The sequence below is a fragment of the Lentzea sp. NPDC006480 genome (assembly GCF_040611995.1).
Lineage (GTDB): Bacteria > Actinomycetota > Actinomycetes > Mycobacteriales > Pseudonocardiaceae > Lentzea.
In genome coordinates this window covers 1-12,830 of the sequence record NZ_JBEXPJ010000224.1, presented here as the reverse complement: position 1 = coordinate 12,830, position 12,830 = coordinate 1, and the positions used below count along the sequence as shown (strand labels likewise).

Annotated in this window: 11 protein-coding genes; 6 read left to right on the top strand and 5 right to left on the bottom strand. The window is 70.0% G+C overall.

Translation table 11 applies throughout. The features are described 5' to 3' along the window. The 3 genes from ABZX92_RS42510 to ABZX92_RS42500 form a co-directional block, all read left to right on the top strand. Positions 1-1,393: amidase family protein (locus ABZX92_RS42510; protein WP_355571298.1), on the top strand; the 1,393-nt coding region annotated here is incomplete at its 5' end. Positions 1,394-1,398: 5 nt separating this feature from the next. Continuing rightward, a complete protein-coding gene (locus ABZX92_RS42505; RefSeq protein WP_355571296.1) occupies positions 1,399-2,250 on the top strand; it encodes an alpha/beta hydrolase in 852 nt (283 codons plus the stop codon). A gap of 4 nt (positions 2,251-2,254) precedes the next feature. Continuing rightward, a complete protein-coding gene (locus tag ABZX92_RS42500) occupies positions 2,255-3,727 on the top strand; it encodes an amidase family protein (protein ID WP_355571294.1) in 1,473 nt (490 codons plus the stop codon). On the opposite strand, the gene ABZX92_RS42495 is transcribed toward ABZX92_RS42500, so the two are convergent. Continuing rightward, positions 3,717-4,634 carry an alpha/beta hydrolase gene (locus ABZX92_RS42495; protein WP_355571292.1) on the bottom strand — a complete coding sequence of 306 codons (918 nt, stop codon included), beginning with the start codon at positions 4,632-4,634 and terminating at the stop codon, positions 3,717-3,719. The two genes, ABZX92_RS42500 and ABZX92_RS42495, sit on opposite strands and share 11 nt — an antisense overlap. Before the next feature lie 68 nt (positions 4,635-4,702). On the opposite strand from ABZX92_RS42495, the gene ABZX92_RS42490 reads away from it, so the two are divergent. Beyond that, positions 4,703-5,305, top strand: a complete 603-nt coding sequence (locus tag ABZX92_RS42490; RefSeq protein ID WP_355571290.1) for an XRE family transcriptional regulator — start codon at positions 4,703-4,705, stop codon at positions 5,303-5,305. 176 nt (positions 5,306-5,481) lie between these two features. On the opposite strand, the gene ABZX92_RS42485 is transcribed toward ABZX92_RS42490, so the two are convergent. Further along, positions 5,482-6,747, bottom strand: coding sequence for an MFS transporter (locus tag ABZX92_RS42485; protein ID WP_355571288.1), 1,266 nt, complete (start codon positions 6,745-6,747; stop codon positions 5,482-5,484). A 74-nt stretch (positions 6,748-6,821) separates the two neighbouring features. Between ABZX92_RS42485 and ABZX92_RS42480 the strand changes: the two genes are divergently transcribed. Then, complete coding sequence (locus ABZX92_RS42480; RefSeq protein WP_355571286.1) at positions 6,822-7,478, top strand: helix-turn-helix domain-containing protein; 657 nt, start codon at positions 6,822-6,824, stop codon at positions 7,476-7,478. On the opposite strand, the gene ABZX92_RS42475 is transcribed toward ABZX92_RS42480, so the two are convergent. The 3 genes from ABZX92_RS42475 to ABZX92_RS42465 are packed head-to-tail and all read right to left on the bottom strand — an operon-like array spanning position 7,453 to position 11,717. Next, positions 7,453-8,766, bottom strand: coding sequence for a carboxyl transferase domain-containing protein (locus tag ABZX92_RS42475; protein ID WP_355571284.1), 1,314 nt, complete (start codon positions 8,764-8,766; stop codon positions 7,453-7,455). The two genes, ABZX92_RS42480 and ABZX92_RS42475, sit on opposite strands and share 26 nt — an antisense overlap. After that, a complete protein-coding gene (locus ABZX92_RS42470; RefSeq protein WP_355571282.1) occupies positions 8,750-10,156 on the bottom strand; it encodes an acyl-CoA synthetase in 1,407 nt (468 codons plus the stop codon). The genes ABZX92_RS42475 and ABZX92_RS42470 overlap by 17 nt, the downstream gene beginning before the upstream one ends. Positions 10,157-10,163: 7 nt before the next feature. Next, positions 10,164-11,717 (bottom strand): SLC13 family permease, encoded by a 1,554-nt coding sequence (locus tag ABZX92_RS42465; RefSeq protein WP_355571280.1) that lies wholly within the window; start codon positions 11,715-11,717, stop codon positions 10,164-10,166. A 143-nt stretch (positions 11,718-11,860) separates the two neighbouring features. On the opposite strand from ABZX92_RS42465, the gene ABZX92_RS42460 reads away from it, so the two are divergent. Next, the gene (locus tag ABZX92_RS42460; protein WP_355571278.1) at positions 11,861-12,562 is read left to right on the top strand and encodes a FadR/GntR family transcriptional regulator; all 702 of its coding nucleotides are present in this window, start codon (positions 11,861-11,863) and stop codon (positions 12,560-12,562) included. Positions 12,563-12,830: the final 268 nt, after the last annotated feature.

The following is a 12,830-nucleotide window of genomic DNA, read 5'->3' as shown; positions in this document are numbered from 1 at the left end:
GCTGGTGGTGGATGTCGGCGGCGCGACCACGGACGTCTACTCGGCGGTGTCCACGGCGGACAGCGAGGGTCTGGAACGGACCGTCGCCCTCCCGCTGGACGCCGAACTCGGCGCGTTCATCACCGTCGCGGCCGATCAGGCGCTCGAAGAAGCCGATAGCGCGGACTCGCGGCTGGCTGCCGGCGAGCAGACGGCGTTGCTCGGACTGCCGTTGGGCATCAAGGACTTGGCCGCCACCGCGGGTGTTCGGACGACGTTCGGGTCGGCGGCGCTGGCGGAGTTCGTGCCGGGTGAGGACTCCTGGACCGTCGGACTGCTGCGGCAGGCGGGCGCGGTGGTGCTCGGCAAGACGAACACCCCGGAGTTCGGATCCACTTGCTTCACCGAGAACGACGTCATCCCAAGGCCTTCTGTGACGCCGTACGGGACCGATCGCTACTCCAGCGGGTCGAGCGGTGGCGCGGCCACGGCGGTCGCGGCGGGACTCCTGCCGGTCGCCCACGGCAGTGACGGCGCGGGTTCGATCCGCACGCCTGCCGCGACCTGCCACCTCGTCGGCGTGAAACCGAGCCGTGGCTTGGTGAGCTCGGCGCCCGCGAGCTCGTTCTTCGTGGCCTCAACGGAAGGGCCGCTCGCGCGCACGGTCGAGGACGCGGCGCTGTTGCTCGATGTGATGGCTCGTCCGGCTCCTGGCGACATCTACGGCTGGAGCCAGGGGAGCGGCTTCACCGCCGCGCTCGGGCTGCGCAGGTCGTTGAAGATCGCGATGTGGACCGACACCGGGCTCGACCAGGACGTCGACCCGCAGTCGGTGCTGGCTGTTCAGCGCACGGCCGGGCTGCTCGCCGAGCTCGGGCACGAGGTGCGGGAGATCCCGTTGCCCGCCCGGTGGGACGAGCCGACGCGGAAGGCGATGGTCGACTGGTTCGCGTACTCGGTGGGCGCGGCGGTGCAGGCGATGACGCTGACGGACCGGACGCACCTCCTGTCGTCGTACTCGCGACAGCTGCTGACGATGAGCGATGCCTTGTCCGCCAGTGATGTCGTGACGGCCCAGGCGCTGCTTGCCCGCTATGCCAGCACGTTCCTGGCCGCGGTCGACGACTACGACGTGGTGTTGACGCCGACGACGAACGGCGCGCCGGTCCCGGTCGGGTACTACGACGGCGACGAAGCCGAACGCATGCTGCGCTGGTCGTGCCACACGCCGTGGGTGAACCTCGCTGGTGTGCCGGCTGTGTCGCTGCCGTCGCATGTGGATGATGACGGACTACCGCACGGCGTACATCTCGTCGGACGCAGCCGTCGTGACGCCGACCTGCTCGCTCTGGCCGCACAGCTGGAAAGCGCGGCGCTGTGGGACGAGCTGCACCCGCCCTGCTGGAACCGGTGACAGGGATGCTCACCGAGAAGATCGTCGTTCTGCCGGACGGCCGGAACCTGCGGGCGGCCGTGGCGGGCGAACAAGGCCCGTTGGTCGTGTTCGAGGCCGGCATGAGCGCTCCCGGCTCGTCGTGGATCCACACCCAGCGCGAGGTGAGCGCGCGCTGTCGGACGTTGTCCTACGACCGCGCGGGATACGGTGGCAGTGACATCGACCCGCACGACCGCACGCTCGACCGGATCGTCGACGACCTGACGGCGTTGCTCGACGCGTTGGGGGAGAAGGAACCGGTGGTGCTCGTCGGGCACAGCTGGGGTGGCCCGATCATCCGGCTGTTCGCGGATCGAGCACCGGAACGCGTGGCGGGCATGGTGTTCGTCGACGCGACGCTCGCCGAGGTGATGTCGGCCAGGAACGCCAAGATCGCGGCCCGGTTCTTCGCGGTGCTGGGGTTGCTCGCGCGGTTCGGCGGCCAGGGGCTGATCAGGAAGGCGACCTTCCGCAACGGCATCTCGCCGGAGATCAGCGAGGCTGACGTGGCGATCATGACCCGCGACTACGCCAGCCCGCGCGCGATGAAGGCGGGCAGCCGGGAAGCGCGGCAGATCGTGGCGGCACTGCCCGTTCTGCGGCGACTGCAGGCCGCCGGCACGCCGGACGTGCCGACCGTGTGCCTGCAAGCGGGCCTGGTGGAGCGCGGCATGGCCGAGTGGCGGCCGAAGTTCAACCAGTGGGCGGCGGACCTCATGGCGGCCGTTCCGCGCGGGAAGATGATCGTGGTCGAGGAGGCCGGGCACCTGATTCCACAGGAGACTCCCGCCGTGGTGCGCGAAACCGTCTTCGGAGTCGTCGAGCAGCTAGTTTGACCGGATGGACTTCGACGAGTACCGGAAACACGACGCCACCGGGCTGGCGCAGCTCGTTGCGGCGAAGGAGGTGTCCGCGGCCGAGCTGCTGGCTGTGGCACGCGAGCGCGCGGCGGAGGTCAACCCGCGGATCAACGCGATCGTCCGGGACATTCCGGTCGAACCGTCGGGCGACGAGACCGGGCCGTTCGCCGGGGTGCCGTTCCTGATCAAGGACCTCGGCCAGGACTACGCGGGCCTGCCCACGTCGAACGGCTCGCGCTCGCTCGCCCGGCATCCGGTGGCCGCGCACTCGACGGTCGTCCGGCGGTGGCTCGACGCGGGCCTGCTGATCTTCGGCAAGACGAACCTGCCGGAGTTCGGCGCGAAGGCCATCAGCGAATCGGTCGTGTGGGGGCCCGCGCGCAACCCGTGGGATCTCACGCGCACGCCGGGCGGCTCGTCCGGCGGGTCGGCGGCGGCTGTCGCGGCCGGGATCGTGCCGTGCGCCGGGGCGAACGACGGTGGCGGCTCGACGCGGATTCCGGCGGCGTGCTGCGGGCTCGTCGGGTTGAAGCCGGGGCGCGGGCTCACGCCGTTCGGCCCGGAGACCGCCGAGATGATGCACGGCGCGGCGGTGCAGGGTGTCGTGTCGCGGACCGTGCGGGACACGGCCGCGATGCTCGATGTGATCTGCGGCGGCGAGTTCGCCGGGCCGTACACGCCGGGCCTGCCCGCCGAGTCGTTCGCGTCGAATGTCGGTGTTGATCCGGGGAAGCTGCGGATCGGCGTGCGGGTGCCGTCGGCGATCACGCCCAAGCCTGATGCCGAGGCGTACGCGGCCGTTGCCAGTGCGGTGAAGGTGCTGACCGATCTCGGGCACCACGTCGAGGAGCTGCCAGAGGCGCCGTTCGACGATGCGGCGTTGGCGCGCGACTTCCTGCTGACCTGGTTCGTGAACCTGGCGTGGAAGGTGTCGGACGCCAAGCGGGTCTCCGGAGCGCCGGACGTCGCGTTCGAGCGCGACACGTTGCTGATGGCCGCGCTGGGACGGGCCACGAGTCCGGTCGACTACGTGGACGCCGTCCAGCGGCGGCACGAACACACCCGGCGGCTCAGCACGTTCTTCGAGTCCTACGACCTGCTGCTGACGCCTTCGCTCGCGACCCCGCCGCCGAAGGTCGGCGCGTTCGACCTGCCGATGTCGTTGCAGCGGGCGACCGACGTGCTGCTGAAGACGCGCACGGCCCGGTTGCTGCGCTACACGTCGATCCTGGACGACATGATCTCCGACAACCTGGGCTGGGTGCCGTACACGCAGCTCGCGAACATCACCGGCCGGCCCGCGATCTCGTTGCCGTTGCACTGGACCGCGGACGGGCTGCCGCTCGGTGTCCAGTTCGTGGCGCCGCTGGCCGGTGAGTCGCTGCTGCTGAGGCTCGCTTCGCAGCTCGAAGAAGCGCTGCCGTGGGCTGATCGGGTGGCTCTCATTCGCTGAGGAAGCGCAGCAGCTCCGCGGTGACGAACCGCGGGTTCTCCTCGGCGAGCCAATGTCCTGCGTGCGGAACGTCCACCGCGCGCACGATGTTGGTCATCCGCGGGGCTGCTGTGCCTCGGATCGCTTCGGCTTGGCCTTGTGCAGCCATGATCAGGGTCGGGACGGTGACGGGCTTGGCGTTGTCGTTGTCCGTCACGTCCTGGCCGAGTGCCCGGTAAAGGTCGAATCCTGCTTTGAGGACAGCGGGTTTGCGGTAGGTCCGGGCGAACTCGTCGATTTCCTCGTCGCTGAACGGGGAGGTGGTGTTCGTGCCGCCGAACGCGCTGCCGTTGAAGGAAACCTGCGGGTAGAAGAGCTTCAGGTACTCGCGGACGTCGTCACCCACCACCGCCTCGGGCACCTGCGGCTGCATGTGGAAAGCGATGTGCCAGCTCAGGTTGCGGTACGTCGCGGCGCTGACCTGCGGCCCGGGCAGTGGTAGGTCGAGGTAGCCGAGACGGGCGGTGTCCTGCGGGAACTGGCTCGCGAACTGGAACGCGACCGCGGCGCCCAGGTCGTGGCCGACGATCGCGGGGTTGCGCAGGCCGAGCCTGCCGGTCAGCGCGTGGACGTACCGGGCGAGCGTGGCTTTGTCGTAGCTCCTCGCCGTGCCGGTGCTGTCGCCGAGGCCGGGCAGGTCGATCGCGTAGACGGTGTGGTGCTCGGCGAGCGCGGGCATGATCGGCCACCAGCCGTACCAGGTCTGGGGCCAGCCGTGGATCAGCACGACAGGCGTGCCGCTTCCTCCTGTCACGTAATGCATGCGCACGCCGTCGACGTCGGCGTACTCGTGCCGGAACCCGTCGAGCCGGGCCGGCGACGAGCAGGCGGTGATCACGAGCAGGAGGGCCAGTAGGACGCGTTTCATGGGCCCAGCTTGGGTCGGTGATGCGGGTTCTGGCACGAAAACTTGCCGGTCTGGCAAGATGACGGGCCATGAACCGCGAAACGGAAGAAGTCCTCGACGGGGTGGGCGCGCGGCTGCGCACGTTGCGGCGGCATCGCGGCATCACCCTGGCCGACCTCGCCACGACCACGGGTATCTCGGAAAGCACTTTGTCGCGTTTGGAGAGTGGTCAGCGGCGCGCCACCCTGGAGTTGCTGCTGCCGTTGGCGCGCACCTACAACGTGCCGCTGGACGACCTGGTCGGCGCCCCGCGGACCGGCGATCCGCGCATCCACCTCAAGCCGATCCACAAGTTCGGGATGACGTTCGTGCCGTTGTCCCGTCGGCCTGGCGGCGTGCAGTCGTTCAAGATGCTCATCCCGGCCACCCCGGAACCGCTCGAACCGACCCCGCGGACGCACGACGGGTTCGAGTGGCTGTACGTCCTGAATGGACAGTTGCGGCTGGTGCTCGACGACCTCGACCTGGTCGTGCCGCCAGGTGAGGCCGCCGAGTTCGACACGTCGTCGCCGCACTGGCTGGGCAGCGCGGACGGGGGAGCGGTCGAGTTGTTGATCCTGTTCGACCCGCAGGGCGTGCGCTCGCACGTCCACGCCGACGCGGTCAGCTCAAAGCCGGGCAAAGCGCGGTGACGGGCTGCGACAGCGCCGAGTGCACCGGCGTTCTGGGCCACGCGGTCGTCACCCCACTCCTTCGGGGTCCGGTCCGTCGTGCACACCTTGCGCGCGCCGCGTTCGAGGGCGATGGCGACGAACGCGGAGCCGGCCGTTGGCGCCCGTGACGAGCACTGTCGCTTTCCGCGACGAGGTCACTTCTTGTCCTTTCGGTGAAGACCGGCCGTGGCGATCACGCCGGCCAGGGCGACGAGAGCGGTGACGACGCCGAAGCCGGTGGCCATCGAGGCGACGCCGACGACGCCGACGACCAGGCCCGCGACGATCGCGGAGAGGCCCATCGCGAGATATCCCGCGAGGTAGATGGCGGTGAAGATGCCCGCGCGCTCGTGCGGCGCGACCTCGGGCACGAGACCTCGCGTGGTGCCGGCGAACGCGGCACCGATGCCCGCTCCCGCGATCAGCGAGGCGACCCAGAGCAGCGTCAGCGAGTGGGCGCCGATGCTGCCGACGAACAGGATCGCGCCGACGGTCATGGCGCTCGTCCCGGCGAGCCGCAGCCGGTGCGGCTTGAGGGAGCTCGTGGTCGCCGAGAGCACGGTTCCCGCTCCGAACGCGACGAACGCGGCCAGTGAGCCGGCCACCGGACTGTCCACTGTGAACACGGCCACCAGCACGACCGGGATGAGTCCCATGAACAGCGTCATGAGGAAGAACGAGCTGACGATCCCGGGCAGAGCCGACGCGTACAGCCTGCGTACCTGGACGGGTAGCTTCACCTGCGGCTTCAATGAGGCGAGAGCGCCCGGCTTGCGGCTGACGGTCTCCGGCGTGAAGAGCGTGAAGATCGTCCCGGCGACCATGACCACGACGAGCACGAGCCACACCGCGAAGGCCGCGTCGGACGCGAACTCGGCGAGCACCCCGGCGAACAGCGCGCCGATGCCGAGGCCCGCGAGCGGGGCCATGCTCGTCATCATCGCGCCGAGCTTCTTCTGCCGTTCCGGTGCCAGCTCCACGACGGCGGCGCTGAGGGAACTCGACGCCGCGCCCGTCGCGACGCCCTGGACCACGCGGGCGACGATCAGCCAGCCGATGCCCGGCGCGAACAGGAACGCCAGCATCGCGACGAGTTCCAGAGCGAGCGCGCCGATCATCAGCGGTCTGCGTCCGATGTGGTCGGACAGCGAGCCGATCACCAGGATCGCGACCAGCAGTGCGAGGGCGTAGACGCCGAACGCGAGTGTCAGCAGCCACGACGGGAAGCCCCATTCGTGCTGGTAGATGGGCCAGAGCGGGGTCGGGGCACCGGCCGCCACGAGGATCGCGACCATCGCCGCCGAGATCCCCGCGAAGGCGGCGGTGCGGGGCAGGTAGCGCCGCGACTCGGCGCGGTCGAGCACAGCGGTCATGACGGCTTCCTTCTGGGCTTGGAGGTTGGTGACGACGACGGTAGCCACTGCACTTCATTTTTGCAAGTGAGTTCTTCTAAATGAAGCTGGTAGCGATGAAGCAAGCTTGCTATGATGAGTGCATGAAGCGACGTGACTTCGGTCAGTACTGCGGCCTCGCCAGGGCACTGGAACTGGTGGGCGAGCGCTGGGCGTTGCTGATCGTCCGCGACCTCACGATTCGTCCCCGCCGCTACACGGACCTGCAGGCAGGGCTGCCGGGAATCCCGACGAACGTGCTGGCCACACGCCTGAAGGAGCTCGAACAGGCGGGTGTGGTCGAGCGCCGGGTCGCTCCGGCCCCGCAGCGGGGTGTCGTCTACGCGCTGACGCCCGTCGGTCAGGAGCTGGAGCCCGCGCTGCTCGCGCTCGGCCGGTGGGGAGCCGCGCAGCTCGGCGATCCGCAGCCGGGCGACCACGTCAGCGCCGAGGGTGTGACGTTGAACCTGCGCGCCGCTTTCCGGCCTGCCGAGGCGGAAGGTGTGACCGCGTCGTTCGAGATCCACGCTCGCGACATCGTGCTGCACGCGGTGCTCACCGACGGCAAGCTCGAGTCCGGCGTCGGGCCGGCGCCGGGGAAGCCCGATCTGACGATCACGGCTCAGATCGCCGACGACGAGTTGGCGTCCTACCGGGCGATCATCCGGGCGGCGAAGTGCGGCCTGGTCGACCTCGCCGGGCGACGCGAGCTGCTGGAGACGTTCCTGAAGGTCTTCACCCCGGCGCGACCTGCGTCCTGAGCTGGGCGATCCCCAGCTCGGCCAGGTCCTGCGGCCGCAACCGCAGCTGGTCCGCCGTGGCCCGCACCTCGGAGGGGTCGCGCTTGAGGATCGCCGCCGCCAGCTCGGGGGAGATCACCGCGAGGTAGCTGTCCGGTGTCGCCCACAACCGGTCGGGCGCCGCGAACGCCAGTGCGCCACCGGATCCGCCCTCGCCGATCAGCAACGTCGTCACCGGCACGCGGGCGGAGGCGACCGCGGTGAACATGTCCGCGATGGCCGCGCCGAGACCTGCCTTCTCGGCTGCGGCGTCGTTGGCGGCACCCGGTGTGTCGACCAGCGTGAGCACTGGGATGCCGAGTCGGTCTGCCAGTTTGACGAGTCGTGCCGCCGTGCGGAACCCGGCCGGTCTGGTGGCGGTGCCGCACTGGGCCGCGTAGGCGACCGTCGTGCCGTTGCGATGTCCGAACCCGCACAGCACGCCGGAATCGACGCCGCCGCACCGGTCTCCGCTGATCGGCTCGTGCCAGTCGAAGTAGGCGGCGAGGTAGGCCGTTGCTCGTGGACGGCCTGGCGCGCGGGCTCGTTGTACGGCCTCCCAGCCTGTCGCTGGGAGTGTGGAGGCACCCAATGCTTGCGGCACTTCGGCTTCGGGGGCGGGGCCGGTGACGAGCTTCAGCCAGCGTTCCAGCCGGAGGCGCAGCTCGTCCCGTGGTACCAGCTGGTCGACCAGGCCGGCGGCGAACTGTTGCGTCACCGAGTAACCCGGTGGACGCACGCGGGATCCGGCGAACCCGACCTGGGCGCCGTGCAGGCCGAGCACGACGTCGGCGCCCGCACCCAGGGTGGCCCAGCCGCCGCCGGTCGTGGGGTCGCGCAGGACGGCGATGTGCGGGAGCCCGGCCTCGCGGGTCAGGGCGAGCTGGCGGGCGATTCGTTGCAGCTGCAGGAGGGCGGGGGTGCCTTCCTGCATGCGGCTCCCGCCCGTCATGACGAGTGAGACGACCGGGAGGTGCGCTGAGCGGGCGTGGGTGAAGGCCTGCTCGATCAGCGTGCCGGTGCGGGTTCCCAGTGAGCCGCCGAAGAAGCCGAACTCGAACGCCACGACGACGGTGGTGACACCGCCGATTTCGGCGACCCCGCAGACGACGGACTCGTGCTCGCCGGTTCGCTCGGTCGCCCGTGCTCGCTGATCGCCGTAGCCGGGCCACCCGAGTGGATCAGCGCTCGGCGAGGTGGCGGGCAGCTCGGTGAACTCCGCCGTGAGGCGGGCGATCAGGTCGCGGGCCGGCTCAGGCCCGGAGCGCACGCTTCACGACCTTGCCCATGTCGTTGCGCGGCAACGACTCGATGAACCGCACCAGCCGCGGCCGTTTGTGCGGGGTGAGCAGGCGGGCGACGTGGTCGACGAGGTCCGCCGCGTCGGGAGCGGTACCGGCCGGCACGACCCAGGCGATGATCCGTTCACCCAGGTCGTCGTCGGGTTCGCCGGTGACCGCCACCTCGGCGACCGAAGGGTGTTCCAGCAGGGCGTTCTCGATCTCGCCCGCGCCGATCTTGTAGCCGCCGCTCTTGATGATGTCCGTGGCCTTGCGGCCGACGATCCGGTAGTAGCCGTCCGGGTCGCGCGTGCCGACATCGCCGGTGCGGAACCAGCCGTCCGCGAACGCCTCGGCGGTGGCGTCCGGGCGGTTCAGGTACTCGATGAACAGGTTCGGGCCGCGCACCTGGATCTCGCCGACCGCGCCGGGTTCGGTGAGCTCCCCGTTGTCGTCGTCGACCAGCCGCACCTCGACGCCGGGCAGCGGCACGCCGACGGTGCCGGGGCGGCGGTCGGCCGAGGCGCGGACGCTGGTGTTCATCAGGGTTTCGGTCATGCCGTAGCGCTCCACGACGCGTTGGCCGGTCGCCGCCGCGATGCGTTCGTGGTCGTGGACGGGCAACGCTGCCGAACCCGAGACGAGCAACCGTGCTCGTCCCAGTGCCGCGCCCAGCTCCGGCGCGTTGCCGACCTCTTCGGCGACGCGGTGGTACATCGTCGGCACGCCGAACATCATCGTGCCGTCGCCGGCCAGCGCCTCGGCGAGTGCTTCCGTTGAGAACTTGCCCAGGTGGTGCAGGGTGCCGCCGCGTCGCAACGCGCCGAGCACGCCCAGGATCAGGCCGTGGACGTGGAACAACGGCAACGCGTGCACGAGAACGTCTTGGGCGGTCCACTCCCACGCCTCGGCGACGGCGTCCAATGTGGACACGATCGCCCGGCGCGGCAGCACGACGCCCTTGGGCGCCCCGGTCGTGCCCGAGGTGTAGACGATCAACGCGGGAGCCTCGGGATCAGGTTCCGGCGGCAGATCGACCTCGTTGCCGTCGAGCGTGACGTCCCGGCGTGGCACGGACTGCAGGCCTTCGGGCAGCTGGACTCCGGGCGCCGCGAGGACGTTGGCCGGGGCGCTGTCCGCCACGATGTGGGCCAGCTCGCGTTCGCCGACCTTCGGGTTGAGCGGAACGGCGGGCACTCCGGCGAGCAGCGCGGCGACCACGGCGACGCACGTCTCGATCGTCGGCGTGGCCCAGATCGCGACCCTCGGCAGCCCATCGAGCCGGTGCGCCAGGGTTCCCGCGCACTTCGCCAGCTCGGTGTGGGTCAGGGTGCGGTCGCCGAAGCGGAGAGCGACGCGGTCTGAGGACAAGGGGAACATCAGGGGCTCACCAGATTCCGGGGACGACGAGGGCCAGCCAGACCAACGGCGGTGCCGCCGCGACCATGATCGCGCCGTAGACCATGAGCTGCTTGAAGAACTTGTCGCGGTCGACGTCCTGCGCACCGGCGAGCACCAGCGCGCCGTTGGTGGAGAACGGACTGACGTCGACCACGGTCGCCGACACCGCGAGGGCTGCGATCAGGCCGACCGCGCTGACGTCACCGCGCAGCAGGAACGGCACGGCGAGCGGGATGAGCGCACCCATGATGCCGACCGAGGAGGCGAACGCGGACACGATCGCGCCGATGTAGCAGATCAGCAGTGCGGCGAGCAGGGGAGCGCCGACGCCCGCCACCGAGTCGCCCGCCCACTTGATCGTGCCCATGGTCTGCAGCACGGCGACGTAGGTGAGGATGCCGCAGATCAGCAGCACGGTGGGCCAGGTGATCTGGGTGATCGCCTGCTTGCTCTGCTCCGGCCACACGACGCTGAGCAGCACGGCGACGGTGATCGCGGCGAGGCCGACGTCGAGGTCGAACACGAGCGCCGCCACGACGAGCGCGGCCAGGCCGGCGAGGGTGGCGATGCGCGGGGCGGTGAGGGCGACACGTTCGTCGGCCGCTAGCGAGTCCGAGTTCGAGTCGTCGCCGCCGACCTCGGCGCGGCCATCCGTCGTCGCTCCGCTGCCGCCTGCTCCGCTGCCGCTGTCAGCCATATCGCCGCCGGCCACATCACTACTGGCCACGCCGGCACGGCTACCACCGCCGACTCCGCCGGCGCTGCTGCCGCCTGCTGCACCACCGCTGTCGGCCACATCGCCGCCGGCCACATCACTACTGGCCACGCCGACACGGCTACCACCGCCGACTCCGCCGACACTGCTGCCGGCTCGGCTGCTGCTGGCGCCGCTTCCGCCGTCGGTGCGAGCGAGTGCGTGTGCCTGAACGGGCTGGCGGGCGAGCTTCATGCCGCCGAGCACCACGAACACCACCGCGGCGATCAGCAGGTTCACCACCGCGCTGGCCAGGAACAGCACGATCTCGTTGCCCGGCAGGCCTTCCTTCGCGACGATGCCGTTCACGATCGTGCCGTAGATGCTGATGGGGGAGAAGCCGCCGGCTTGCGCGCCGTGCACCACCATCACGCCCATCAGGAGCGGGCTGATCTTGTACTTCGCCGCGAAGCCCATCGCGATCGGCGCCACGATGGCGACCGCGGCCGGGCTCACCGCGCCGATCGCCGTGAGCAGGCCGGTGATCGCGAACATTACCCACGGCATCAACGCGATCCGGCCGCCGACCAACCTGATCGCCATGTGCACCAACCAGTCCGTGGTGCCGTTGGCGCGGGCGATGGCGAACAGGAACGTCACGCCGACCAGCACGACGAACAGCGAGCCGGGGAAGCCCTTGAAGATGTCGTCTGCCTTCATGTCCGCGACCAGCGTGCCGACCCCGAAGGCGGCGGCGAAGGCGAGCGCACCCATGTTGATCGACCTGGTCGTGGCGATGACGAACACCACGACCAGCACGAGTATCGAGATCAGTTCGGGGGACATGCAGGGCTCCCGTCGTTGGGCGATCCCAGTGGTGGATGAGGGTGGAGCAGTGGCCAAGTGGCTCAGCCACTTTCCGCCCTCTGTCCACCAGCTGTCAAGAGGTGGCCTAGTGGCTGAGCCACTTGACCCGATATCCTCGGCAGATGTCCGAGGCACTGAGGCCGATGGTGAAGTCCCGCCTGTACGAGCAGGTGCTCGAACGGCTGCGCGCGTACGTCGCCGAGGCCGGTCTGAAGGCGGGCGACAAGCTGCCGGCCGAACGCGAGCTGGCCGCGAGCCTCGGCGTGAGCCGCGCCTCGGTAAAGCAGGCGATCGTCGTGCTGGAGGTCCAGGGCCTCGTCGAGGCCCGGCACGGTGGCGGCACCTACCTCGTGCGCGACACCCTCGACGTCGAACCGGTCGAGCAGCTCGTCGAACGCCGCAAGCGCCTCCCCGAGGTCCTGGAAGCACGCGAGGCCCTGGAGACCAAGCTCGCCGAACTGGCCGCCGAACGCCGCACCGAGGACGAGCTCGACGCCATCCGCCAGTCGCTCGACTTCATGCACGAGGAGATCGTCGGCGGCGGCTTCGGCGTGGAAGGCGACCGCCGCTTCCACGCCGCCGTCACCGCCGCCGCCCACTCCTCCCTGCTCGCGGACTTCATGAAGGCCATCGCGGGCCAGATCACCGAGAGCCGCACCGAGTCGCTGCGCCAGCCCGGCCGCCCGCACCGTTCGCTGGCGCAGCACACGGCGATCTACGAGGCCATCGCCGCCGGCGACCCGAAGAAGGCGGCGGCCGCCATGCGCAAACACGTCCGCACGGTGGCCAAGGTCCGCCTCCTCGACTGGGTCCCGGAGGACTAGATGTAGTGATCACGGACGTTGTTGACGTGATGTCCGGCGCGTTGGACAGGCGGTCCCGGCCCACGTCCATGAAAGGAACCTTCATCCACCTGAGGTTCATGAGGGTTCCCTTCATGGACCAGCCAGACCGTGCACATCGGGCACGGTTGCTCACCGAGAGCGCTCTCCTGCCGTGGCTCTCCATGAACGGCGCAAGCCGCGCCGCGTCGGCGTCGGCCGGTTCCAGGGCCGGTTGGGTGTGGTCAGCGGCGATTTGATCAAGAGTTGG

Bases quoted from the DNA above. Each gene is read 5' to 3' on its own strand.
- ABZX92_RS42505 (WP_355571296.1), top strand. From the start codon at position 1,399: ATGCTCACCGAGAAGATCGTCGTTCTGCCGGACGGCCGGAACCTGCGG.
- ABZX92_RS42500 (WP_355571294.1), top strand. From the start codon at position 2,255: ATGGACTTCGACGAGTACCGGAAACACGACGCCACCGGGCTGGCGCAG.
- ABZX92_RS42495 (WP_355571292.1), bottom strand. From the start codon at position 4,634: ATGAAACGCGTCCTACTGGCCCTCCTGCTCGTGATCACCGCCTGCTCG.
- ABZX92_RS42490 (WP_355571290.1), top strand. From the start codon at position 4,703: ATGAACCGCGAAACGGAAGAAGTCCTCGACGGGGTGGGCGCGCGGCTG.
- ABZX92_RS42480 (WP_355571286.1), top strand. From the start codon at position 6,822: ATGAAGCGACGTGACTTCGGTCAGTACTGCGGCCTCGCCAGGGCACTG.
- ABZX92_RS42470 (WP_355571282.1), bottom strand. From the start codon at position 10,156: ATGTTCCCCTTGTCCTCAGACCGCGTCGCTCTCCGCTTCGGCGACCGC.
- ABZX92_RS42465 (WP_355571280.1), bottom strand. From the start codon at position 11,717: ATGTCCCCCGAACTGATCTCGATACTCGTGCTGGTCGTGGTGTTCGTC.
- ABZX92_RS42460 (WP_355571278.1), top strand. From the start codon at position 11,861: ATGTCCGAGGCACTGAGGCCGATGGTGAAGTCCCGCCTGTACGAGCAG.